This is a genomic window from Cellulosimicrobium sp. KWT-B, from assembly GCF_002127155.1.
GTDB classification, from domain to species: domain Bacteria; phylum Actinomycetota; class Actinomycetes; order Actinomycetales; family Cellulomonadaceae; genus Cellulosimicrobium; species Cellulosimicrobium funkei.
This window is the reverse complement of the sequence record NZ_NEDO01000001.1, coordinates 309,665-329,877: the sequence shown is the minus strand read 5'-3', so window position 1 is coordinate 329,877 and position 20,213 is coordinate 309,665. Positions and strand designations below refer to the sequence as shown.

The following is a 20,213-nucleotide window of genomic DNA, read 5'->3' as shown; positions in this document are numbered from 1 at the left end:
CTCAGTAGACGAGGACGGTGGTGCCGGGGTCGGCGCGCCAGGTGTCCCAGAGCCAGTTCATCGCCGAGTTCGCGACACGGACGCACCCGTGCGACGCGGGCCACGGCGGGATCGACCCCGAGCCGTGCACCGCGATCCCGCCGGTGAAGAACTTGGGGCGCCACATGTCGCCGAGCTCGAGGCTGGACGAGTGGTTCCCGTCGACCTGCCGGCCCACCTGGAACGTGCCGCGCGGCGTGCTCGCGCGGTAGGTGCGCCCCTTCGCCTCGTACGACTCGCCGTTCCCGGACGACGCGTTGACCACCGTGACGACGCGACCGTCCTCGACGGCGAGCAGGAGCTGACGGTCCAGGTCGATCTCGACGACCTTGCCCGACCCGCTGCGCGGCTGCGGCGTGACGCCCTCGTCGAGCGCGGCCTGGGTCGCGGGCCCGACGACGCCGTCGCGCGAGAGGCCCGCCGCCTTCTGCAGGGCCCACACGGCCTGCTGCGTTCCGCCGCCGAAGTCGCCGTCGGGAGCGCCGATGAAGTAGCCGAGGTCGGCGAGGCGCTGCTGGAGGGCGACCACCCGCTCGCCGGTCGCCCCGCGCGCGAGCTCGACCGGCTCGGGCGGGGCCTCGGGCGTCGGCTCCGGCGTGGGCTCGGCGGCGGGCGGCGGCGTGCTGGGCTCAGGCGTCTCGGTGGGCGTCGGCTCGGGCTCGGGCGTCTCGGTGGGGGTGGGCTCCGGGGCCGTGGTGGGCGCGGACGGGCTCGGGCTCGTCGGCTCCGGCGAGGCCGGGCTCTCGGAGGCCGACGGCGTCCGCCCGGGCTCCATGTCCGGCAGGCCCGCCTGGCAGCCCGCGAGCGCCAGCGCGGCGGCGAGCGCGGGCACGACGGCGCGCGCGACCGCCCGCCGGACGGGCCCGTGGCGGCGCGGTGCCGCCGTCGGTCGCGCGCCTCGCGCGGGTGCGGTCACGGTCGAGCGGACGGTTCCCTGCTCCACCTGGTCCCCCTTCGTCTGCCGCGGCGACGCCGCGATGGTCCATCATGCGCCGTCCGCCGCGCCCGGTCGGACGACGGCGCCGGTTCTCGGCGGATCGTGACCCGGTCGTGACGCACGGTCTGTGCCGGTGGTCCGTGCCCGGCCGGTGCCGGTGGTCAGCGCGGCGCGCCCCGGTCCGGGCGGTGCGCGTCGAGCAGCGCGCCGCGCAGGACGTCGACGATCGCGTCGTCCGACAGCCCGGCCTCGCGGCCGGTGCGCACGAGCTCGTGCGCGGCGTGGCGCGCGGCGACGTCCGTGGGGGAGACGCCGTCGGCGACGACCGTCCCGGCCCGACGACGCGTCGTGACGACCCCGGCCGCCTCGAGCTCCCGGTACGCGCGGGCCACCGTCCCGGGGGCGAGACCCAGGTCGGTCGCGAGCGCGCGGATCGTGGGGAGGCGGTCCCCGACGCGCAGCCGCCCGGCCGCGACGTGCGCGACGACCTGGCTCCGGATCTGCTCGTACGGGGCGAGGCCGGTGCGCAGGTCGATCTCGACGCGCAGCTCACCCACCGCGACGCCCGTGCAACGCGGACGCCGGGGCGGCGACCTCCGCGTCGGGGTCGGGGGCGGGACGTACGCCGACAGCCACCGCCACGAGGGCGATCCCGACGGCGACGACCACGAGCACGACCGCCCCGGGGTAGCCCGCTCGGGCGGCGGCGTTCGCACCGTAGGCGAGCGTGCCGGCCGCGGTGAGCCCGAGCGCGAGCTGGGTGCCGCGCAGGACGCGGTGCGCGGACGCGCGACGCAGCGCGAGGTCCCACCCGGGCTCGACGCGCGGGACGGCGGGCCGGCGCGCGACCAGCCGGAGCACGCCTTCCGCGCCGGCCACGAGCAGCACCCCGCCGGCGGCGAGCCACGCGCCGTAGAACCACCCGGGGTAGGGGCCGGCTGTGGACGTGACGTCGCCCAGCACGCGCGTCACGGACCGCCCGTCCGCCCCGGCGGTGAGGCCACCGACGACGGTGAGCACGAGCACGAGGGCGCCGAGGGCCCAGGTGAGGCGGCGCAGGCCGCGCGGCGCGACGTCGGATACCGTGCGCGGGCGCAGCGTGGCCGCCCGGACCGCCGTGCGCTGGCGCGGCCAGGTGCGCTCTCCGACGGCGTGCGCCCCGAGGAACGCCAGGCCGACGAGCGCGGGGGAGAGCCCCACGAGCACGCCCTCCGCGAGGCCGCCGACGGCGGTCGTCACGGCCTGCACGAGGACGGCGCCCACGAGCGCGGCGGCGGTCGCCGCGGCGACGCTGACGGTCGTCGCGTGCCGTCGGGCGGCGCGGCGCACCGGGTCCCCGTCCGCGAGCCCGTGCAGGGCGGGAGCCGGCTCGCGCGTCAGCGCGCGCACGACGAGCACCACGAGGGCGCCGACGCCCGCGAGCACGGCGAGGGCGACGACGCTCCACAGCAGGTCGTACCCGGCGGGGAGGAACAGCTCGACCCCGCCCGGCTCCTCGGAGACACTTTGTATCAACACATCGATACATTCCCACGGACCCGCCCGCGGGTCAAGGGTGGCCGGGCGGCCTGGTGCGGACTCGATGAGAGGACTCTCATCGCGCTCTCACCCCCGTTCCACGCGCGCACGGTGCCCTGGGCGCATGACGATCGCCCCCGCCGTCCCCGACCAGCGCGCCTGGCTCGACCTGCTCACCGGTCCCGACGCGGGCGGCCTCCTCGACGCGGCGCTCGGGGCCGACGGCGCCGCGCTCGGCACGTGGCGCGTGCACCAGGTGCACGCGCGCCCCGGCGCGGAGGTCACCGTCGGGTACGACGTCGTCGCGCGCCGCACGCTCCCGGCGCGGCCCGGCGGGGCGGTCGCGACCGTCGACGCGGCCGCGTACCTGCTCGCCACGACGGCGCTCCTGCCGCCCGACGCCGTCGGGCCGGGCGTCGCGCGCCTGGAGGACGGGCCGCGCGTCGTGCACGTGTGGCGGCACCCGGCCGACCCTGCGCTGCCCGCGCTCGCCGCGGCGTGCGACGCGCCCGGGCTCACGCGCCGCCTGGACGACGCGGGCGTGCTCGCCCCGGGCGAGGCCGTCGAGTCCGTGGCGATGGTCGCCTACCGGCCGCTGCGGCGCGCGGTGCTCCGCGCCCGGACGCCCTCCCGCACGCTCTACGTCAAGGTCGTCCGGCCCGGCCGGGCGCGCGCGCTCGCGCGCCGCCACGACCTCCTCCAGGACGGGGCCGTGCGCGCCCCGCGGTGCCTCGCCCGGGACGACGACGGCCTCGTGGTCCTCGAGGAGGCGCGCGGCCCGTCGCTCGCGCAGCACCTCGCGGCGTCGGGGCCGGCCGCGCAGCCCGACGCGATCGACCCGCACGAGCTGCTCCGTGCGCTCGACGCGCTGCCGGAGCGCGCGACGACGCTGCGCCGTCGACCCGCGTGGGCGGAGCGCGTGGAGCACTACGCGACGTCGGCGCTCGCGGTCCACGGGCTCGACGCCGGGCGGGTGCGGCGCGTGGCGCGCGCGGTCGGGGACGCGGTCGCGACGCGCGACCCGGGCCCCGTGGTCGCGACGCACGGCGACTTCTACGAGGCGAACGTCCTGCTCGCCCCGGGCCCGGACGCCGACGACCTCCCGGGGGCGACGGCCCGGCCGCGCGTGGCCGCGCTGCTCGACGTGGACACGCTCGGGCCGGGCCACCGCGTGGACGACCTCGCGTGCCTCGTCGGGCACCTCGCCGTCCTGCCCGCGCTCGCGCCGACCGTTTACGGGGGCGTGGGCGGGCTCGTCGAGCGGTGCCTCGCGGTGTTCGGGACCGCCGTCGACCCGGTGGGTCTGCGTGCCCGAGCCGCGGGCGTCGTGTTGTCCCTCGTCCCGGGCGCGGGTTCGCGCGAGCTCGCGGAGGCCTGGCTCGCCGTCGCCGACGGGCTGCTGCCGGTTCCTGAGAGCACTCTCATGACGACCTCCTCGGCCTCTCACGCGTGAGCGGGAGGCTCGAGACCTGCACGGCCGAGGGGTCGTGCGCACCATCGGACGAAGGAGAAGCACCATGAAGGCACGCAGCGCATGGATCGTCACCGGGGCGCTCGGCGCGGTCGGTCTCGGGGCCACGATGGCCGCCGCCCAGGGCGCGCTCGACGCCCCCGACGAGGCGGTCGTCTCCCCGTCGGTCGAGGTGACGACGTCCGACGCCGCGACGGCCGTGGCGACCGCGTCGGCCACCCGGAGCCCGACGGACGTCCAGAACGGGACGTCGATCACGACGGTCACCGCGGGCTCGGCGAACACGTCCGCGTCGCCCACGACGGCGGCCTCCGCCGTGACGAGCCAGACGGCGAACACCGCGAGCACCGCCCCGACGGCCGACACCGCGGGCACCGCGCAGACGGCGAGCTCGCCGGCCAGCCCGGTGACCCCGCCGTCGCCGCAGTCCGCGACCTGACCGGGCCCGGGCCTCGCCGCCCGCGCTCGCACGACGCCCGCCCCGGCCTCCGGGGCGGGCGTCGTCGTCGGCTCAGGAGCGCCGCGGCGCGTCCGCGAGGCGGTAGCCCATCCCGCGCACGGTGACGAAGTGCTCCGCGCCGAGCTTGTTGCGCAGGTACCGCACGTACACGTCGACGACGTTGGAGCCGGGGTCGAAGTCGTACCCCCACACGCGCGACAGGAGCTGCTCGCGGGAGAGCACCTGCCCGGGGTTGCGCAGGAACGCCTCGGCGAGCGCGAACTCGCGCGCGGAGAGGTCGACCTCGCGGTCGGACGTCCGGGCCCGCCGCGTGCGCAGGTCCAGGCTCAGCGCGCCGTGCGTGAGCACCGTGACCTCGCCCGCGGGCTCGCTGCGCAGCCGGAGCCGGATGCGCGCGAGGAGCTCCTCGAAGCGGAACGGCTTGGCCATGTAGTCGTCGGCGCCGCCCTCGAGCCCGGCGACGGTGTCCGTGACCGACGTGCGCGCCGTGAGGATGATGACGGGGATCGCGTTCCCGGTCTCCCGCAGCCGGCGCAGCACGGTGAAGCCGTCCTGGTCCGGCAGGCCGAGGTCGAGCACGAGGAGCGCGAAGTCGCCGCTGCTCGCGAGGTCGAACGCCTCGCGGCCCGTCGCGACCGTGGTGCTCGCGTAGCCCGCGGCGCGCAGCCCCTTGGCCACGAACGACGCGATGCGGGTCTCGTCCTCGGCGACGAGGATCTGGCTCACCGGGTGGTCCTTCCGTCGGGGTCGGTGCCGGTCTCGGTGCTGCTCTGGGCGCCGTTGTCGGTGCCGGTCCGGGTGTCGGTCGGGGTGCCGGCCGCGGAGCCCGCACCCGGGCTGGTCGGCGGCGCGCCCGGGGTGTCCGGAGGCAGCTCGGGGGTCGCGGCGGACGGCGCCGTGGGTGCGGTCGGCGCGGTCGCCCCGTACGGGGTCGCGGCGTCGGCCGTCGCGGGGGCGGCCCCTGGGACCGGCACGAGCGGCAGGTCGAGCGTGAAGGTCGACCCGACGCCGGGCGTCGAGGCGACGTGCACGTGGCCGCCGTGGCCGTCGGCGATCGCGGCGACGATCGCGAGCCCCAGCCCGGCGCCCTCGGGGTGCGCCGCGCCGGGCGTGGTGGCCTGCGCGAACCGCTCGAAGACCCGTTCTTGCTGCTCGGGGGCGATCCCGACGCCCTCGTCGCGGACCCAGACGCGCACGCGCGCGCCGTCGTCGGACACGGCCGAGCCGAGCGCGACGGCCGACCCGGGCGCCGAGAACTTCACCGCGTTGGCCGCGAGCTGGAGGAGCGCCTGCGTGAGGCGCTGCGCGTCGGCCCGCACCGCGACGTCCGCGCGCGCGTCGACGAGCCACCGCCGGTCGCCGAGCGTGCGGACCTTGTCGTGGACGTCGTCGAGCAGGCGCCCGAGGTCCGTGTCGAGGGGGCGCACGAAGTCCGGTCGTCCGGCGGTCGCGAGCGTCACGAGGTCGTCCACGAGGCGGTTCATGCGGTCGAGCTCGTCGAGCGCGAGGTCGCGCGTCTCGGTCGCGTCGGTCGCGTCGTGCGGGTCCATGAGCTCGAGGTGACCCCGCACCACGGTGAGGGGCGTGCGCAGCTCGTGCCCGACGTCGTCGATGAGCCGACGCTGCGAGTCGAACGCGCCCTCGAGCCGGTCGAGCATGCCGTTCACGGTGCGGGACAGGTCGGAGAGGTCGTCGTTGCCGGTGACCGGGATCCGTGCGGAGAGGTCGGTCTCGCCGATGCGCTGCGCGGTGCGCGAGAGCGTGCGGATCGGGAGCAGGAGCCGGCCGGCCACGACCCAGCCGACGACGCCGATGAGCACGAGCGCGCCGAGCGCGACGACGGCGTACGTGCGGAAGACCTGGGCGAACTCGGCGTGCTCCGCCGAGCGGTCGTAGGCGAGGACGAGCGCCGCGGGCGGCCCGGCGCCGTCCGCCCCGGTCGCGCGCACAGGTGCGACGAGCGCGCGGTAGTCCGCGGTCGCCGTCCGGACCGAGCGCAGCACCACGTGGTCGCCCGCCACGAGCGGCGACAGCGCGGCGACGAGCTCGGCGTCCTCCTCGAGGCGCAGGCGCACGTCCTGCTGCGACACGAGCGGCGTGCGGCCCTCGCGGAGCCCGAGCACGCCCTCGTTCTGGGCGGGCACGGTGAGCTGGATCGACGCGACGACGACGTCCTCGGCGGACCGGAACGGCTCGCCCGTCACGGGGTTCACGCCGGAGCCCGCGATCCGCCGGAGCTCGTTCGCGCTCCGCACGAGGCTCTCGTCGATGCGCGCGTCGAGCTGGCCGCGCTGCAGGAACCACGCCGCGCCGCCCGCGAGGAGGAGCGCGAGGGCGGACAGGCCGAGGAACGCCGCGAGCATCCGGGTGCGGACCGTGAGCCCCGCGCCACGCGCCCGGCGCCTCACCCGTCGCCCCGGTCGGGGCCGTCGCGGTCGTCGTCCTGGTCGTCGGTCGCGTCGTCGTCCGAGTCGTCCCCCGAGTCGTCGTCCTGGTCGTCGTCGCTCGACGGTGGGGCGGGCGTGACGCGGTCGTCGTCCGTGTCGTCGTCGTCGCCGTCGTCGTCGGACGGGCTGGGCGTGGGGGCCGGGGTCGTCGGGGTCGCGGCCGGGGGAGCGGGCGTCACGACGACGGCCACGCCGACGTCGCGGTCCTGCGGCCGCGCGGCGAGCGCGCCCGCCGCGGCGGCGCCGGCGAGGACGAGCACGAGCGCCCCCACGAGCCACGCGACGGTCCGGCGAGTCATGGACCCAGTATCGGAGAGCCGGATGAGACGCACATGAGAGTCCGCGCGACGAGCCGGGAGGACGTGTGTATCTTGATGTCAAGATTGTTGACGTCTAGATACTGCGACAGGACGGAGCCGTCATGCCACGCGACTGGGACCCTGCCCTCTACCTCCGCCACGCCGACGAGCGCACGCGCCCGATGGCCGACCTCGTGGCACGCGTCCCCGTCGACGCGCGCACGGTCGTCGACCTCGGGTCCGGCCCCGGCCACCTGACCCCGCTCCTGCACGCGCGCTGGCCCGACGCCGCGATCACCGGCATCGACGCGTCGCCGGCCATGGTGGCCACCGCCCGGCGCGACGCGTCCGCCCCCTGGGCGCGGTACGAGCTCGCGGACGTGCGCTCGTGGGCGCCGCCCGCGCCCGCCGACGTCGTCGTGAGCAACGCGACGCTCCAGTGGGTGCCCGGTCACCTCGACCTGCTTCCCCGGCTCGCCGACCATGTCGCCCTGGACGGCGCGCTCGCGTTCTCCGTCCCCGGCAACCACGACGCGCCGAGCCACCGGCTCCTGCGCGAGCTCGCCGCCCGACCCCCGTACGCGGCGCACGCCGCGGGCGTCGAGCGCCCCGCGGCGCACGACCCCGAGGTGTACCTCGACGCGCTCACCACCCTCGGCTGGACCGTCGACGCCTGGGAGACGACGTACGTCCACGTGCTCCACGGCCCGGACCCCGTGCTGCGCTGGGTCTCCGCGACGGGCGCCCGTCCCGTTCTCCAGGCCCTCCCCGACGACCTGCGCGACGCGTTCGTCGCGCAGTACGCCGCCGCGCTGCGGGACGCGTACCCGGAGCGCGGCGCGGGCACGCTCCTGCCGTTCCGCCGCGTCTTCGTCGTCGCGACGCGCGCGTGACCGCTCGCGTCAGCCCGCCGATCCCGGCGGCCCGCGCGCACGCGGGCGTCAGCCCGCCGCGAGCCAGTCGTCCACGCCCGCGAGCAGCCGTCGCTTGGTGCCCGACGACGCGCGGCTCGCCCGGATCGACGACCGCGCGAGGTCGGCGAGCTCCGCGTCGGAGAACCCGTGCTCGCGCCGCGCCGTCTCGTACTGCCCGACGAGCCGGGACCCGAACAGCAGCGGGTCGTCCGCGCCGAGCGCGACCTGCGCGCCCGCGTCGACGAGCGCGCCGAGCGGGACCTGCCCCGCCTCCTCGTAGACGCCGAGCGAGACGTTCGACGCCGGGCACACCTCGAGCGCGATCCCCCGGTCCACGACGTCGTCGAGGACGCGCCGATCCTCCGCCGACCGCACCCCGTGGCCCAGGCGGTCCGGGACCAGCTCGCGCACGACCTCGTGCACGTGGCCCGGGCCCAGGAGCTCGCCGCCGTGGGGCACCGACGCGAGCCCCGCCCGTCGCGCGATCGCGAACGCGCGCGCGAACTCGGCCGTGTCGCCGCGCCGCTCGTCGTTGCTCAGGCCGAACCCCACGACCTCGCCCGCGCCCTCGCCCGCGTACTGCGCCGCGAGCCGCGCGAGGGTCCGCGCGTCGAGCGGGTGCCGCGTGCGCGACGCCGCGACGACCACCGCGACCTCCGTCCCCGTCGCGGCGCTCGCGGACCGGGCGGCGTCGAGCACGATCTCCACGGCCGGGGTGATGCCCCCGACGAACGGCGCGTACGACGTCGGGTCCACCTGGATCTCGAGCCGACCCGACCCCTCCGCGGCGTCGTCCTGCGCCGCCTCGAGCACGATGCGCCGCATGTCGGCCTCGGACCGCACGCACGCGCGCGCCGCGTCGTACAGGCGCTGGAACCGGAACCAGCCGCGCTCGGTGGGCGGCAGGCGCAGCGGGTCGCCGTCGACGAGCGCGTGGGGGAGCCGCACGCCGTACTGCGCGGCGAGGTCGCGCAACGTGTCGGGCCGCATGGACCCCGTGAAGTGCAGGTGCAGGTGGGCCTTCGGGAGCGTCGCCAGGTCTCGCACAGCGGGAGTCTGTCACGGGCGCCCGGCGCCCGCCGTCGGGCGCCGGCCGACCGCGGCGCAGGTCCCGCCGCAGGTCGAGGTGCCGACGCCGCCCGCGCGCGTCACGCCCCGGGGAGGAACCCGCGCTGCATGGCGACCGTCACGGCGGCCGTGCGGTCGTCCACGCCGAGCTTGGCGAAGGCCCGCAGCAGGTGCGTCTTCACGGTCGCCTCGGCGATGAACAGCTCGCGACCGACGGCCGCGTTCGACAGCCCGCGGGCCACGAGCCGCAGCACCTCGACCTCCCGGTCCGTGAGCCGCTCCGTCCCGCGCACCGACGTCACGAGCCGCGTCGCGACGCTCGGTGCTAGCACCGTCTGTCCCCGCGCAGCGGCGCGCACGCCTGCGACGAGCTCCTCGCGTGGCGTGTCCTTGAGCAGGTAGCCGGTGGCGCCCGCCTCGACGGCCCGCAGGATGTCGGCATCCGTCTCGTACGTCGTGAGCACGACGACGCGCGGCCCCGCCGCCCCGCGCCCGCGGACCGGTGCGCCGACGATCGCCGCGGTCGCGCCCACGCCGTCGAGCACGGGCATCCGCAGGTCCATGAGCACGACGTCGGGCGCCAGCTCGCGCGCGAGCTCCACCGCCTGCGCGCCGTCGCCCGCCTCCCCGACCACCGCGAGGTCGGGCTCGGCGGCCAGCATCCCCACGATGCCCGAGCGCACGACCGGGTGGTCGTCGACCACGAGCACCCGCACCGCGCCGTCCCGGCCCGTCGTCCTCGTCACCGCACCGCTCCTCGCCTCGTCGGGGCCGTCCGGCCCGTGCCCACGCCCGTCGCGGGCAGCCGCACCGCGACGCGCGTGCCCCCGCCCGGCGCGGGCCCGACCTCGAGGCTGCCGCCCTCCGCGGCGACGCGCTCGCGCATGCCTCGCAGACCGTAGCCCTCGGCCGCGTCGTCGGGCAGCCCGCGACCGTCGTCGCGCACCTCCAGGAGGGTCCCGTCGGCGTCGTGGCGCAGCACGACCCGCACCGCGCCCGCCCCGGCGTGGCGGCGCACGTTCGTCAGCGCCTCCTGGGCCGAGCGCAGCAGGACCACCTCCTCGGCGCTCGACAGCCCGGGGACGTCGTCGGCCGCGAGCTCCGCGCGCGTCCCCGTCTCCTCGGTGAACCGCGTCGCGAGACGGCGCAGCGCCTCCCCGAGCGTGCTGCCCTGCAGCGGGGCCGGCGCGGAGGCCGCGACCAGCGCGCGGGCCTCGGCGAGGTTGTCGCGCGCCGTCGACTCGACGAGCGCGAGGCGCTCGCGCGCCGCGTCCGGGGCGCCCCGGTCCAGGTCGGCGCCCGCGGCCTGCGCCAGCATGACGACGCTCGTGAACCCCTGGGCGAGCGTGTCGTGGATCTCCTGGGCGACCCGCTCGCGCTCCGCGAGCACGCCCGCCTCGTGGTGCGAGCGCGCGAGCTCGGCCTGCGTCGCGCGCAGCGCGTCGACGAGGCGCGCGTGCCGCTCCGACTGCCGCATCGTGTGCGCCGTCCACAGCCCGAGGCTCAGCGCGAACGCGAGCGCGACGCCCATCTGCGGCGCGGCGCTCGCGAGCTCGTCGGGCTCGACGCGCCCCGTCGCCGGGTCGAACGCGAGCGCGAGCGCGGTGCCGGCCGCGAGCGCGACGCACAGCACGACCTGCGCCCAGAGGTGCTCCGAGAGCATCCAGATCTGCGTGAAGACGGCGAACAGCAGCAGCGTGCCGAGCGCGTCCTGCCCGACGACGACGAGCGTGCCCGCGATCGCGACGACGAGGTACAGGTGCGCCGGCACCTGGGCGCGCGTGCGGGCCGCGCGCCGCCCCCACGCGAGGTAGGCCAGGAGGATCGTCCCGAGCGCGGCGAGCGACACGAGCAGGGCCGTGCCGGCGACGCCCGCGGTGAGCAGCGCGAGCGCGCTGAGCACGACGATGACGTAGAACGCCACGTCCCACCAGCGCACGTCGCGCGCCCACGTGCCGTCGAGCTGGGCCGTGGCCGCACCGCCCCCGGCCCCGTCCTCGCCCCCGGCCCGGTCCCCGGCCGCCGGGAGCCCGCCCGCGGGCGACGGCGGGTCAGCCGTCGTCACGGCGCCGCCACCGGAACGACCGCGCGCCCACCACAAGCCCCAGGACCAGCCATGCGACCAGTACAGCAGCGGTCGCGCCGTGCTGCCACGACCCGGACGGCTCGAGCGCCGCGGCCTGCTCGGGGAGGAAGACCGAGCGCATGCCCTGCGCCATCCACTTGAGCGGGAACACCGAGGCGACGGTCTGCATCCACGTGGGCAGCGCGAAGAACGCGAAGAACACCCCGGAGATGAACTGCAGCACGAGCACGACGGGCGTGACGACCGCCGTCGCGGACCGGCCCGAGCGCGGCAGCGACGAGAACGCGACCCCGCACACGGCGCCCGCGGCGCACCCGAGCACGAACACCCACGCGAACGTCGTGAGCCGGGTCGCGGCGTCGGGCATGTCCCAGGGCATCGGGACGTCGTACACGACGGCGGCGAGGAGCAGCAGGAGCGCCGTCTGCACGATCGAGGTCGCGAGGACCAGGCCCACCTTGCCGTAGAAGTACGCCGACGCGGGCAGCGGGGTCGCGCGCAGGCGCTTGAGCGCGCCGTCGTCGCGCTCGACCGCGATCGAGATCGCGAGCGACTGGAAGCTCGTGAGCATGACGCCCGTCGCGATCATGCCCGGCAGGAAGTACTGCGCGAAGGGCACGGAGTAGCCCGCGTCGCCCTGGTCCTGGCCGTCGAACACGGTCGCGAAGATCGCGAGCATGATGAGCGGGTACGTGAAGATGAAGACGACCGCGTCGCGCTCGCGGAAGAACCCGCGCAGCTCGGCGCGCGTGCGCTCGATGCCGAGGCGGGCGGCCCCGGGCAGGGCGGCGCGCAGGGCGCGCGTGGTCGGGGCGACGGTCACGGTCGGGCCTCCTCGGGGACGACGACGGTCGCGTCGTCGGGCGTGCGGGCCGCGGCGGGTGCGCCGGGCCGGTCGGGGGCGGGCGCCGGGTCGCTCGGCGCGGCCGGCTCGCCGATGAGCTCGAGGTAGACGTCCTCGAGGCTCGGGCGCGTCACCTCGAGCCCGGGGACCTCGCCGTCGGGGTACCGCGCGGCGAGCGCCGCGACGACCGCGGTGGGGGAGTCCGTGCGCTCGGAGCGCCGGGTGCCGCCGTCGAGCCACCGCACGACGGGACGGCGCGCCTCCGCGCCCCCGAGGCGGTCGGGCGCGTCGAGCGCGACGACCCGCCCCGACCGCACGACGGCCGCGCGGTCGGCCAGGTAGGCCGCCTCGTCGAGGTAGTGCGTGGTGAGCAGGATCGTCGTGCCGTCCTCGCGCAACGACCGGACGAGCGCCCAGAACGCGCGGCGGGCCTGAGGGTCGAACCCCGTCGTGGGCTCGTCGAGGAACAGCAGCTCCGGCCGGCCGACGATCCCCAGCGCGACGTCGAGCCGTCGGCGCTGCCCGCCGGAGAGCTGGCGCGTGCGCGTGCGGGCCTTCTCCCGCAGCCCGACGGCGTCGATCACCTCGTCGGGGTCCCGCGGCGTCGGGTAGAACGTCGCGAAGTGCCGGACGAGCTCGGCGACCGTGAGCTCGGCCTGGTCGCGCGAGTCCTGGAGGACGACGCCGAGGCGCGAGCGCCAGGTGCGGCCCGCGGTCTGGGGGTCCTCGCCGAGCACGTGGACCTCGCCCGCGTCCCGGCGGCGGAAGCCCTCGAGGATCTCGACCGTGGTGGTCTTCCCGGCCCCGTTGGGGCCGAGGACCGCGAAGATCTCGCCGCGCTCGACGCGCAGGTCGATGCCGTCCACGGCCTGCTTGGGGCCGTAGCGCTTGCGCAGGCCGCGCACGTCCACGGCCGGTCCGCTCTGCCCGGCGCCGGGGCCGGAGCCGGCGCCGCGGGGGCCGGTGGGGAGGGGTGTCGTCGTCATGGGACCAGCGTGTCGGCGCGGGGCCCCGGCCCGCGACGCCCGTTCGTCCGGACCTCGCGTCCACCGATCGGTGGACGGTGGTTCGACCAGGGGCGCCGCGTCGCGTACAGTGATCCCTCGGTGGTTGACGCCCGCCACGCTGGTCCGCGCCCGTGAGACGACTTTCGTCCGGGGAGCGAGGCCGTGCGAGGCGCCGTCGGCACGAAGGGTAGTGGCGCAATTGGTAGCGCAGCGGTCTCCAAAACCGCAGGTTGCAGGTTCGAGTCCTGTCTACCCTGCACGGCGTGGCTCTCGCGGGACCTTCCCGGGATCCGCGCGCGGCCCGGCACCGGGTCGCACCGAGGGTTCGAGCAGGTCCCGTACGTGAGCGATGGGGAAGATCGAGTGAGCGAATCGCCGTCAGAGGCCGTGGGCGCAGGCGGTGCACGCGCCGACGAGGTGAAGAAGAAGGGCGGTCCGTCCGCGGACAAGAAGCCCAACGTCTTCGCGCGCATCGCCCTGTTCGTGCGCCAGGTGGTCGCCGAGCTCCGCAAGGTCGTCACGCCGACGCGGTCCGAGCTCATCACCTACACGACGGTGGTCCTCGTCTTCGTGGTCGTGGTCATGGCGTTCGTGACCGTCCTCGACCTGGGGATCGGCCAGGCCGTCCGGTGGGTCTTCGGCTAGCGCACGACCTTCCCCGGCCAGGCCGGGTCAGCACGGCAGCCGGCGCCTCTCGGGGCGCCGTCGGCGCTTCCAGAAGAAGTCTTCGAGCAGTTCGTTGAGAAAGCAGGTTCGTTCGTGTCCCAGGAGTCGCTGGACCAGACGGAGAACGTCGACCCGACGCAGCCCGAGGGTGCCCAGGACGACGTCGACGAGACCACGGACGTCCCGGCGGTCGACGGAGCCGACGAGGCCCTCGACGCCGCTGACGAGGCCGACGACGACGCGACGGACGACGCCGCTGACGAGACCGACGACGCGTCGGACGACGACGAGCCGTCGGACGACGACGAGGCCGACGAGGTCCGCCCGGCCGACGAGGACGGCGACGTCATCGAGGACCCGGTCGCGGAGTTCAAGCGCACGCTGCGCTCGCAGCCGGGCGACTGGTACGTCATCCACTCCTACGCGGGCTACGAGAACCGTGTGAAGGCCAACCTGGAGAACCGCATCCAGAGCCTGAACATGGAGGACTACATCTTCCAGATCGAGGTCCCCATGGAGGAGGTGGCCGAGATCAAGAACGCGCAGAAGAAGATCGTCCGACGCGTGCGCATCCCCGGCTACGTCCTCGTCCGCATGGACCTCACCGACGAGTCGTGGGGCGCCGTGCGCCACACGCCCGGTGTCACCGGCTTCGTCGGCCACACCCACCAGCCGGTGCCGCTGACGCTCGACGAGGTCTTCTCGATGCTCGCGCCGATGCTCACCCCCGCCCCGGAGGCCGGCAAGCCCGCGCAGGCCGCGGCGAAGGCTCCCGTCGAGGTCGACTTCACGGTCGGCGAGTCGGTCACCGTCACGGACGGCCCGTTCGACACGCTGCCCGCCACGATCTCCGAGATCAACGTCGAGAACCAGAAGCTCAAGGTCCTCGTCTCCATCTTCGGCCGGGAGACCCCGGTCGAGCTGTCGTTCAACCAGGTCGCCAAGATCTGACGCGCGGGCGGCCCGAGCCGCCCCGCGTGAGCGCAGTACTGCAACCGGGTCATCGCCCACGGCGTCGGCCCACGAGAAGAAAGCCAGGGAAGAGTCATGCCTCCCAAGAAGAAGGTCTCCGGCCTCATCAAGCTCCAGATCCAGGCCGGTGCGGCGACGCCCGCGCCGCCGATCGGCCCCGCGCTCGGTCAGCACGGTGTGAACATCATGGAGTTCTGCAAGGCCTACAACGCGGCGACCGAGTCGCAGCGCGGCAACGTCATCCCCGTCGAGATCACGGTCTACGAGGACCGCTCGTTCACCTTCGTGACGAAGACCCCGCCGGCGGCGGAGCTCATCAAGAAGGCCGCGGGCGTGCAGAAGGGCTCGGCGACGCCGCACACCACCAAGGTCGCGAAGATCACCGCGGACCAGGTGCGCGAGATCGCCCAGACCAAGCTCGAGGACCTCAACGCGAACGACCTCGACGCCGCGTCGAAGATCATCGCCGGCACGGCCCGCTCGATGGGTATCACGGTCGAGGGCTGACGAAGGACCGAGGCCGGACCTGTGTGCCGGCCTCGTGCACGACGTCGCTCCGCACCCCGCGGGCGACGGTGGCAGGGTCCGCGCGGACCCGCTGACCACGACTGCAGAAGGAGAAGCAGATGGCAACGCGCAGCAAGGCGTACCGCAACGCCGAGGAGAAGATCGACCGCGAGCGTCTCTACGCGCCGCTCGAGGCGATCCGTCTCGCCAAGGAGACGTCGACCGTGAAGTACGACGCGACCGTCGAGGTCGCGTTCCGCCTCGGTGTCGACCCGCGCAAGGCGGACCAGATGGTCCGTGGCACGGTCAACCTCCCCCACGGCACGGGCAAGACCGCCCGCGTCATCGTCTTCGCGAACGCGGCGAAGGCGGAGGAGGCCCGTGCGGCCGGTGCCGACGAGGTCGGCGGCGACGACCTGATCGAGAAGGTCGCCGGTGGGTACACCGACTTCGACGCCGCCGTGGCGACGCCGGACCTCATGGGCAAGGTCGGTCGTCTGGGCAAGGTGCTGGGCCCCCGTGGTCTCATGCCGAACCCGAAGACCGGCACCGTGACGATGGACGTGGCGAAGGCTGTGTCGGACATCAAGGGCGGCAAGATCGAGTTCCGTGTCGACAAGCACGGCAACCTGCACTTCATCATCGGCAAGGTCTCGTTCGACGAGAAGGCGCTCGTGGAGAACTACGCGGCGGCCCTCGAAGAGGTCCTGCGTCTCAAGCCGTCGTCCTCGAAGGGCCGGTACATCACCAAGGCCACGCTGGCGACGACGATGGGCCCCGGCATCCCGCTGGACCAGTCCAAGACGACGAAGCTGCTCGAGGACGACGCCGCCTGACGGCAGTCCTCCCCGCGGACGGTCCTCCGTCCGCACCACGCACGACGGCGCGGCACCCGACCAGGGTGCCGCGCCGTCGTCGTCTCAGCAGGTCGCCCGAGGGCGTGCCGGCCGGGTCAGCAGGCGCCGAGGTCCTTCCAGACGCCCCACTGCCCGCTCTGCGCGGGGTTCTCGTTGGTGGTCCACCACTTGGCCTCGTAGGTGCGGCCCTGGTGGGAGACGCGGGCGCCCCCGGTGTAGACGGCGGAGGCCGACCACGCGGTCGCGGTGCACGTTCCGGGGTTGGTGGGGTTCGTCGGGTTGGTGGGGTTGGTCGGCTCGGTGGGGTTGGTCGGCTCCGTGGGCGTGGTCGGACCGCTCGCGAGGCGGCCGCCGATCACGGACGCGACCTGGTAGCCGTTGGTCTTGTCCCAGTTGATCGACCAGGTCATGACGCCGCCGATCTTGCCGTACGGCTTCGCGGGCTTGAAGGTGCCGCAGCCGGTGCCGACCTCGAGGCAGTCGACGGCCTTGACGACGTTCGCGAGCGGCTGGTAGCCGCCGCCCGCGGCGCGCGGCACGGCCGGGACGCCGATGCCCACCTGGTCGGGGCGCAGGCCCATCTCGAGCTGGATGCAGGTGAGCGCGGTGAGGAAGTCGACCGTGCCCTGCGAGTAGACCTGCTGGTTGCAGCCCATCATCGAGCCGGAGTTGTAGTACTGGGTGTTGACGATCGTGAGGATGTCCTTGATCGCGAGCGTGAGCTGGTAGTACCCCATGCTCGTCGCCTGGTAGTCGATCGTCTGCGGCGCCATGGTGAGGATCAGGCTCGGACCGACCTTCGCCGCGAGCTGGTGGAGGGCGCTCGACATGTACGTGGCGTTGATGCCGTGCTCGAGGTCGATGTCGACGCCGTCGAACCCGTACTTCTGCATGAGCGCGTACGTGGTGTCGGCGAAGTTCTTCGCCTCGGTCGCGTTCGAGACGATGACGTTCCCCTTCTCGCCGCCCACGGAGATCACGACCTTGCGGCCCTGCGCCCGGATGGCCGCGACGTCGGCCTTGAACTGGGCCTCGGTGTAGCCGCCGAGCTCCGCGCTCGCGAGGTTGAAGGTGATGCCGCCGGGGGTCCCGGCGAGGTTGTCCGCGAACGCGATCGCCACGAGGTTGTACGCCTGGGGGACCTCGGACAGGCGCATCGTCACGGAGCCGTTGTCGAAGTTGTGCCAGTAGCCGGTGAGCCACTGCGTGCTGCCCGACGGCGCGGCGGCGCTCACGGGAGCGGCGGGGGCGGCGGACGGCGCCGCGGCGGTCGCGGGCGCGGCGGCGAGCGCGCCGCCCGCGACGACGGTCGCCGCGGCGACGACGGAGGCGAGGGCGCGCAGCGCGCGCCCGGTGAGGCCGCGCGTGCGGCCGGGGAGGACTGTTCTCACGGAGGTGCTCCTCGTGCTCGGGCGGGGCGCGTCGTCGCGCCTCGCCGGTCCGCACCCGCGGTGTGGGTGCAGGGGTCGCTCCCGACGCTAGGCCCGGTGCCCGCCGCGCGGCATGAGGGATTCCCCCGAACTTCGGGCCCCGCGGTTACGGGAGAACTCGTACCCTCCGGGAGGCGTGGCGCCGCTCCGGGCGCAGCCGCCGTCGCGCCCTCACGGCGCGGTGCCGGGCCCGCCGTCGTGGCCCGCGCCGTGCCCCGGCAGGTGCCCCAGGGCGGGCAGGTGGGACCCGTGCGGGACGGCGTGCCGCGCGGCGTCGGTCCCGCCGAGACCGAACGTCGCGACGGCGGCGACCACGACGGACACCGAGAACAGCGCGACGAGCCGCGCCCCGGCGCGCGGCGGCGGGCCGTCGGCGGGGACGCGCGCCGGGCGGGCGAGGACGCACGCCGTCGCGACCCGCAGGGCGGCCGCGGCGGCCGCACCCGCGGAGAGCGGCACGCCGGACGCGACGGGCACGGCCACCCCGGCGACGGTCGCGACGAGGAGCAGGGCGATCCCGGCGCGCGGGACCGCCGTCGGGCGCCCGGGCCGCGGTCCGCGGGCGAGGAGCACGAGCGCGACGACGAGCTCCCCGGCCCCGGTGGCCAGCGCGAGCAGGCCGGACGGCGCCGGGAACGCGCCCCGGACGAGCCCGAGGTCGACGATCCCGGCGCCGAGCAGCGCGAGCGCGGCGCCGACGCGGCGGGTCGGGACGGGCGTCGTCATGCCGTGACGGCGCGGCCCGCGTCCTCGCGGTCCGCGGCGAGCCCGACGCCGAGGAGCAGCAGCGCGCTGGCGAGGTGCAGCACGTTGTCGGCGCCGTTGAGCGCGATGATGTTGGCGCCGGTGTCGACGAGGAACAGCCCCACCACGCCGACGAGGAGGTACACCGCGCCGATCGCGACGTTCGTGCCGCGCGCGGCCCGGACGCTGCGCGACGCGAGCAGCAGCGCCGCCCCGATGCCGAGGTGGACGATGTTGTGCAGGGGGTTCACCTCGAACAGCAGGAGGTTGCGGCCCTCGGTGGCGGCGAAGCCGACCCCCGACGTCACGACGAAGCCGGCGAGGCCGACCAGCAGGTAGACGGTGCCGAAGACGGCTGCGAGCAGGCGGTTCGGGGACGAGGTCATGGTGGTCTCCGCTCGGTGGTCGCGCGGCCTCTCCGCGCGTCGCCCCGGGTTCGGAGCGGTGCGCGATCCGGACGGGTCCGCCGGTGCGGGTCTCGGACCGGGATCGCTCCGGACGGAACCGACCGCGATGTATCAGACGGGCGGTCCGCCCCTCTCGTCCGGGTGGAGGAGCGCCGACCAGACGCTCCCGCCCGTGTGCCGGAGGGACGAGATGCGACGCAACCGCACGAGCCGGGAGGGGTGTGACCAGTGACGATGGTTGTCGACCCCACCGGCCCGGCCGTAGAATCAGGCGCTTCCGGGGACCCCCCGCTGATGCCTGACCGGACGAGCGTGCCGAGGACAGTGCGCCCCATGACCAGAACGACCGACGAGGTGGCCGACACCGGCGAACCGGGCCTCAGCCTGGGCGACCGGGGCGCGTTCGCGCTCCTGGAGTACCGCGACGGCCGCCCGGAGGCGCTCGGGGACTTCGTCCGCGAGGCGTCCCCCCTCCTGTGGCACACGGTGCGCGCGCAGGGAGTCGAGCGCGAGCAGGCCGACGACCTCGTCCAGACGGTGTGGGTCGCGCTCGTGCGCAACGCGATGACCATCAAGGAGCCGCACGCCGTCCTCAAGTGGCTGCTCATCACGGCCAAGCGCGCGGCCTGGGAGGCCGTGCGCAAGCACCGCGACGAGGCCCGACGGCGCACCGAGCTCCCGGACGACACCGACGAGGGCGTCCCCGAGCTCCCGTCGGGCGACCCGACGCCGGACGTCGAGGTGCTCCGCAACGAGCGCGACCGCTCCCTCTGGGCCGCGCTCGACCGGCTGCCGGAACGCTGCCGCCAGCTCCTGCACCTCGTGTCGCTCGCCGACCGTCCGGACTACAAGGCCATCTCGGCCGCCATCGGCATGCCCGTCGGGAGCATCGGCTCCACGCGGGGCCGCTGCCTCGCCAAGCTGCGCGACATCATCGACGACCAGGGGGAACCGTGGGAAGCATCATGAGCACCGAGCCGACGCACAGCCCCGACGAGCCGCTCGACGCCGTCGACCTCGCCCTCCTGGCCGACCTCGCGCGGATCGCCGAGGAGATCGACCCCGTCCCGGACGGCCTCGTCGAGCGGTCGCTCTTCGCGATCACGCTCGCCGGGCTCGAGGCCGAGGTCATGGAGCTGGAGTACGTCCAGGCCCCCGCGACGTCCGTGCGCGGCGACGCGCCGCCCGTCGAGGCGCGCACGATCACGTTCACGTCCGAGTCCGTCACGGTGATGATCTCGCTGTCCCCGACGGACGACGGCCGCATCCGCATCGACGGCTGGGCCGCCCCCGCGACGGCGCTGCGCGTCGAGCTGCACCGCCCCGGCGTGGTGAGCGAGACGACGAGCGACGACGACGGCCGCTTCGTCTTCGAGGCCGTCGACCGCGGCCCGGCGAGCCTCGTGGTCCGCCGCGCCGACGGCGCCGGCGGTGCCGTGAGCACGCCGGTCGTCGAGCTCTAGCACCCGGTGGGCCGCGGGCGACGCCCGCGGCCCACCGACCGCACCACCACCAGCAACCCTTCCCCGCGCAGCGGTGC

The 20,213-nt window shown here is 75.4% G+C and carries 23 protein-coding genes and 1 tRNA gene; 10 read left to right on the top strand and 14 right to left on the bottom strand.

The window, feature by feature from the left end; translation table 11 throughout:
• Position 1: 1 nt before the first annotated feature.
• The 3 genes from B9L22_RS01495 to B9L22_RS01485 form a co-directional block, all read right to left on the bottom strand.
• Positions 2-982 carry a L,D-transpeptidase family protein gene (locus B9L22_RS01495; protein WP_233139576.1) on the bottom strand — a complete coding sequence of 327 codons (981 nt, stop codon included), beginning with the start codon at positions 980-982 and terminating at the stop codon, positions 2-4.
• A 155-nt stretch (positions 983-1,137) separates the two neighbouring features.
• On the bottom strand, positions 1,138-1,533 hold the full coding sequence (locus B9L22_RS01490) for a GntR family transcriptional regulator (protein WP_086148973.1): 396 nt from the start codon (positions 1,531-1,533) through the stop codon (positions 1,138-1,140).
• Complete coding sequence (locus B9L22_RS01485; RefSeq protein ID WP_143317003.1) at positions 1,526-2,494, bottom strand: hypothetical protein; 969 nt, start codon at positions 2,492-2,494, stop codon at positions 1,526-1,528. Before B9L22_RS01485 ends, B9L22_RS01490 begins: the two co-directional genes overlap by 8 nt.
• A 124-nt stretch (positions 2,495-2,618) precedes the next feature.
• Here B9L22_RS01485 and B9L22_RS01480 point away from each other — a divergent pair, with 124 nt between their 5' ends.
• Positions 2,619-3,947, top strand: coding sequence for a hypothetical protein (locus tag B9L22_RS01480; protein WP_086148971.1), 1,329 nt, complete (start codon positions 2,619-2,621; stop codon positions 3,945-3,947).
• A gap of 64 nt (positions 3,948-4,011) precedes the next feature.
• On the top strand, positions 4,012-4,404 hold the full coding sequence (locus B9L22_RS01475) for a hypothetical protein (RefSeq protein WP_086148970.1): 393 nt from the start codon (positions 4,012-4,014) through the stop codon (positions 4,402-4,404).
• 72 nt (positions 4,405-4,476) lie between these two features.
• Here the strand turns inward: B9L22_RS01475 and B9L22_RS01470 are convergent, their stop codons facing one another.
• Genes B9L22_RS01470 through B9L22_RS01460 form a run of 3 tightly spaced genes read right to left on the bottom strand, consistent with a single transcriptional unit; the run spans position 4,477 to position 7,171 of the window.
• Positions 4,477-5,151 (bottom strand): response regulator transcription factor, encoded by a 675-nt coding sequence (locus B9L22_RS01470; protein ID WP_034654727.1) that lies wholly within the window; start codon positions 5,149-5,151, stop codon positions 4,477-4,479.
• Positions 5,148-6,788 (bottom strand): cell wall metabolism sensor histidine kinase WalK, encoded by a 1,641-nt coding sequence (locus B9L22_RS01465; protein ID WP_198947176.1) that lies wholly within the window; start codon positions 6,786-6,788, stop codon positions 5,148-5,150. Before B9L22_RS01465 ends, B9L22_RS01470 begins: the two co-directional genes overlap by 4 nt.
• A gap of 41 nt (positions 6,789-6,829) precedes the next feature.
• The gene (locus B9L22_RS01460) at positions 6,830-7,171 is read right to left on the bottom strand and encodes a hypothetical protein (protein WP_086148969.1); all 342 of its coding nucleotides are present in this window, start codon (positions 7,169-7,171) and stop codon (positions 6,830-6,832) included.
• 122 nt (positions 7,172-7,293) lie between these two features.
• On the opposite strand from B9L22_RS01460, the gene B9L22_RS01455 reads away from it, so the two are divergent.
• Positions 7,294-8,064, top strand: a complete 771-nt coding sequence (locus tag B9L22_RS01455) for a methyltransferase domain-containing protein (RefSeq protein ID WP_086148968.1) — start codon at positions 7,294-7,296, stop codon at positions 8,062-8,064.
• A gap of 48 nt (positions 8,065-8,112) precedes the next feature.
• Here the strand turns inward: B9L22_RS01455 and B9L22_RS01450 are convergent, their stop codons facing one another.
• The 5 genes from B9L22_RS01450 to B9L22_RS01430 all read right to left on the bottom strand — a co-directional run bounded on the left by B9L22_RS01450 (position 8,113) and on the right by B9L22_RS01430 (position 13,069).
• A complete protein-coding gene (locus tag B9L22_RS01450; protein WP_086148967.1) occupies positions 8,113-9,132 on the bottom strand; it encodes an adenosine deaminase in 1,020 nt (339 codons plus the stop codon).
• Positions 9,133-9,233: 101 nt separating this feature from the next.
• Entirely contained in the window at positions 9,234-9,899 is a 666-nt protein-coding gene (locus B9L22_RS01445; protein ID WP_255376867.1) for a response regulator transcription factor, read from the bottom strand.
• Complete coding sequence (locus B9L22_RS01440; protein WP_086148966.1) at positions 9,896-11,218, bottom strand: sensor histidine kinase; 1,323 nt, start codon at positions 11,216-11,218, stop codon at positions 9,896-9,898. The genes B9L22_RS01445 and B9L22_RS01440 overlap by 4 nt, the downstream gene beginning before the upstream one ends.
• On the bottom strand, positions 11,205-12,062 hold the full coding sequence (locus B9L22_RS01435; RefSeq protein WP_086148965.1) for an ABC transporter permease: 858 nt from the start codon (positions 12,060-12,062) through the stop codon (positions 11,205-11,207). Before B9L22_RS01435 ends, B9L22_RS01440 begins: the two co-directional genes overlap by 14 nt.
• Positions 12,059-13,069, bottom strand: a complete 1,011-nt coding sequence (locus B9L22_RS01430; RefSeq protein WP_086148964.1) for an ABC transporter ATP-binding protein — start codon at positions 13,067-13,069, stop codon at positions 12,059-12,061. The genes B9L22_RS01435 and B9L22_RS01430 overlap by 4 nt, the downstream gene beginning before the upstream one ends.
• A gap of 205 nt (positions 13,070-13,274) precedes the next feature.
• Here B9L22_RS01430 and B9L22_RS01425 point away from each other — a divergent pair.
• The 5 genes from B9L22_RS01425 to rplA all read left to right on the top strand — a co-directional run bounded on the left by B9L22_RS01425 (position 13,275) and on the right by rplA (position 16,071).
• Positions 13,275-13,347: transfer RNA gene (locus B9L22_RS01425), tRNA-Trp, on the top strand.
• Positions 13,348-13,453: 106 nt separating this feature from the next.
• Positions 13,454-13,735: a preprotein translocase subunit SecE gene (gene secE, locus B9L22_RS01420; RefSeq protein ID WP_031316181.1), complete on the top strand. Its 282-nt coding sequence runs from the start codon at positions 13,454-13,456 to the stop codon at positions 13,733-13,735.
• 114 nt (positions 13,736-13,849) lie between these two features.
• The gene (gene nusG, locus B9L22_RS01415) at positions 13,850-14,707 is read left to right on the top strand and encodes a transcription termination/antitermination protein NusG (RefSeq protein WP_085388402.1); all 858 of its coding nucleotides are present in this window, start codon (positions 13,850-13,852) and stop codon (positions 14,705-14,707) included.
• A gap of 96 nt (positions 14,708-14,803) precedes the next feature.
• Complete coding sequence (gene rplK, locus B9L22_RS01410; protein WP_021482529.1) at positions 14,804-15,235, top strand: 50S ribosomal protein L11; 432 nt, start codon at positions 14,804-14,806, stop codon at positions 15,233-15,235.
• Between the two features lie 119 nt (positions 15,236-15,354).
• Positions 15,355-16,071 carry a 50S ribosomal protein L1 gene (rplA, locus tag B9L22_RS01405; RefSeq protein ID WP_074808882.1) on the top strand — a complete coding sequence of 239 codons (717 nt, stop codon included), beginning with the start codon at positions 15,355-15,357 and terminating at the stop codon, positions 16,069-16,071.
• Between the two features lie 116 nt (positions 16,072-16,187).
• Here rplA and B9L22_RS01400 read toward each other — a convergent pair whose 3' ends face one another.
• The 3 genes from B9L22_RS01400 to B9L22_RS01390 form a co-directional block, all read right to left on the bottom strand.
• Positions 16,188-17,483, bottom strand: a complete 1,296-nt coding sequence (locus tag B9L22_RS01400) for a glycosyl hydrolase family 18 protein (protein WP_198947175.1) — start codon at positions 17,481-17,483, stop codon at positions 16,188-16,190.
• Between the two features lie 210 nt (positions 17,484-17,693).
• Positions 17,694-18,248, bottom strand: a complete 555-nt coding sequence (locus tag B9L22_RS01395) for a hypothetical protein (protein WP_086148963.1) — start codon at positions 18,246-18,248, stop codon at positions 17,694-17,696.
• Complete coding sequence (locus B9L22_RS01390; RefSeq protein WP_021483202.1) at positions 18,245-18,652, bottom strand: DUF4383 domain-containing protein; 408 nt, start codon at positions 18,650-18,652, stop codon at positions 18,245-18,247. Before B9L22_RS01390 ends, B9L22_RS01395 begins: the two co-directional genes overlap by 4 nt.
• Before the next feature lie 354 nt (positions 18,653-19,006).
• On the opposite strand from B9L22_RS01390, the gene B9L22_RS01380 reads away from it, so the two are divergent.
• A complete protein-coding gene (locus tag B9L22_RS01380; RefSeq protein WP_034653623.1) occupies positions 19,007-19,642 on the top strand; it encodes an RNA polymerase sigma factor in 636 nt (211 codons plus the stop codon).
• Entirely contained in the window at positions 19,639-20,136 is a 498-nt protein-coding gene (locus tag B9L22_RS01375; protein ID WP_034653625.1) for a hypothetical protein, read from the top strand. The genes B9L22_RS01380 and B9L22_RS01375 overlap by 4 nt, the downstream gene beginning before the upstream one ends.
• The last annotated feature ends 77 nt before the right edge of the window (positions 20,137-20,213 follow it).

What these genes read in the sequence shown, in the direction of transcription:
- B9L22_RS01480 (WP_086148971.1), top strand. Translation starts at nt 2,619, where the DNA reads ATGACGATCGCCCCCGCCGTCCCCGACCAGCGCGCCTGGCTCGACCTG.
- B9L22_RS01475 (WP_086148970.1), top strand. Translation starts at nt 4,012, where the DNA reads ATGAAGGCACGCAGCGCATGGATCGTCACCGGGGCGCTCGGCGCGGTC.
- B9L22_RS01465 (WP_198947176.1), bottom strand. Translation starts at nt 6,788, where the DNA reads ATGCTCGCGGCGTTCCTCGGCCTGTCCGCCCTCGCGCTCCTCCTCGCG.
- B9L22_RS01460 (WP_086148969.1), bottom strand. Translation starts at nt 7,171, where the DNA reads ATGACTCGCCGGACCGTCGCGTGGCTCGTGGGGGCGCTCGTGCTCGTC.
- B9L22_RS01455 (WP_086148968.1), top strand. Translation starts at nt 7,294, where the DNA reads ATGCCACGCGACTGGGACCCTGCCCTCTACCTCCGCCACGCCGACGAG.
- B9L22_RS01430 (WP_086148964.1), bottom strand. Translation starts at nt 13,069, where the DNA reads ATGACGACGACACCCCTCCCCACCGGCCCCCGCGGCGCCGGCTCCGGC.
- rplK (WP_021482529.1), top strand. Translation starts at nt 14,804, where the DNA reads ATGCCTCCCAAGAAGAAGGTCTCCGGCCTCATCAAGCTCCAGATCCAG.
- rplA (WP_074808882.1), top strand. Translation starts at nt 15,355, where the DNA reads ATGGCAACGCGCAGCAAGGCGTACCGCAACGCCGAGGAGAAGATCGAC.
- B9L22_RS01395 (WP_086148963.1), bottom strand. Translation starts at nt 18,248, where the DNA reads ATGACGACGCCCGTCCCGACCCGCCGCGTCGGCGCCGCGCTCGCGCTG.
- B9L22_RS01390 (WP_021483202.1), bottom strand. Translation starts at nt 18,652, where the DNA reads ATGACCTCGTCCCCGAACCGCCTGCTCGCAGCCGTCTTCGGCACCGTC.
- B9L22_RS01380 (WP_034653623.1), top strand. Translation starts at nt 19,007, where the DNA reads ATGACCAGAACGACCGACGAGGTGGCCGACACCGGCGAACCGGGCCTC.
- B9L22_RS01375 (WP_034653625.1), top strand. Translation starts at nt 19,639, where the DNA reads ATGAGCACCGAGCCGACGCACAGCCCCGACGAGCCGCTCGACGCCGTC.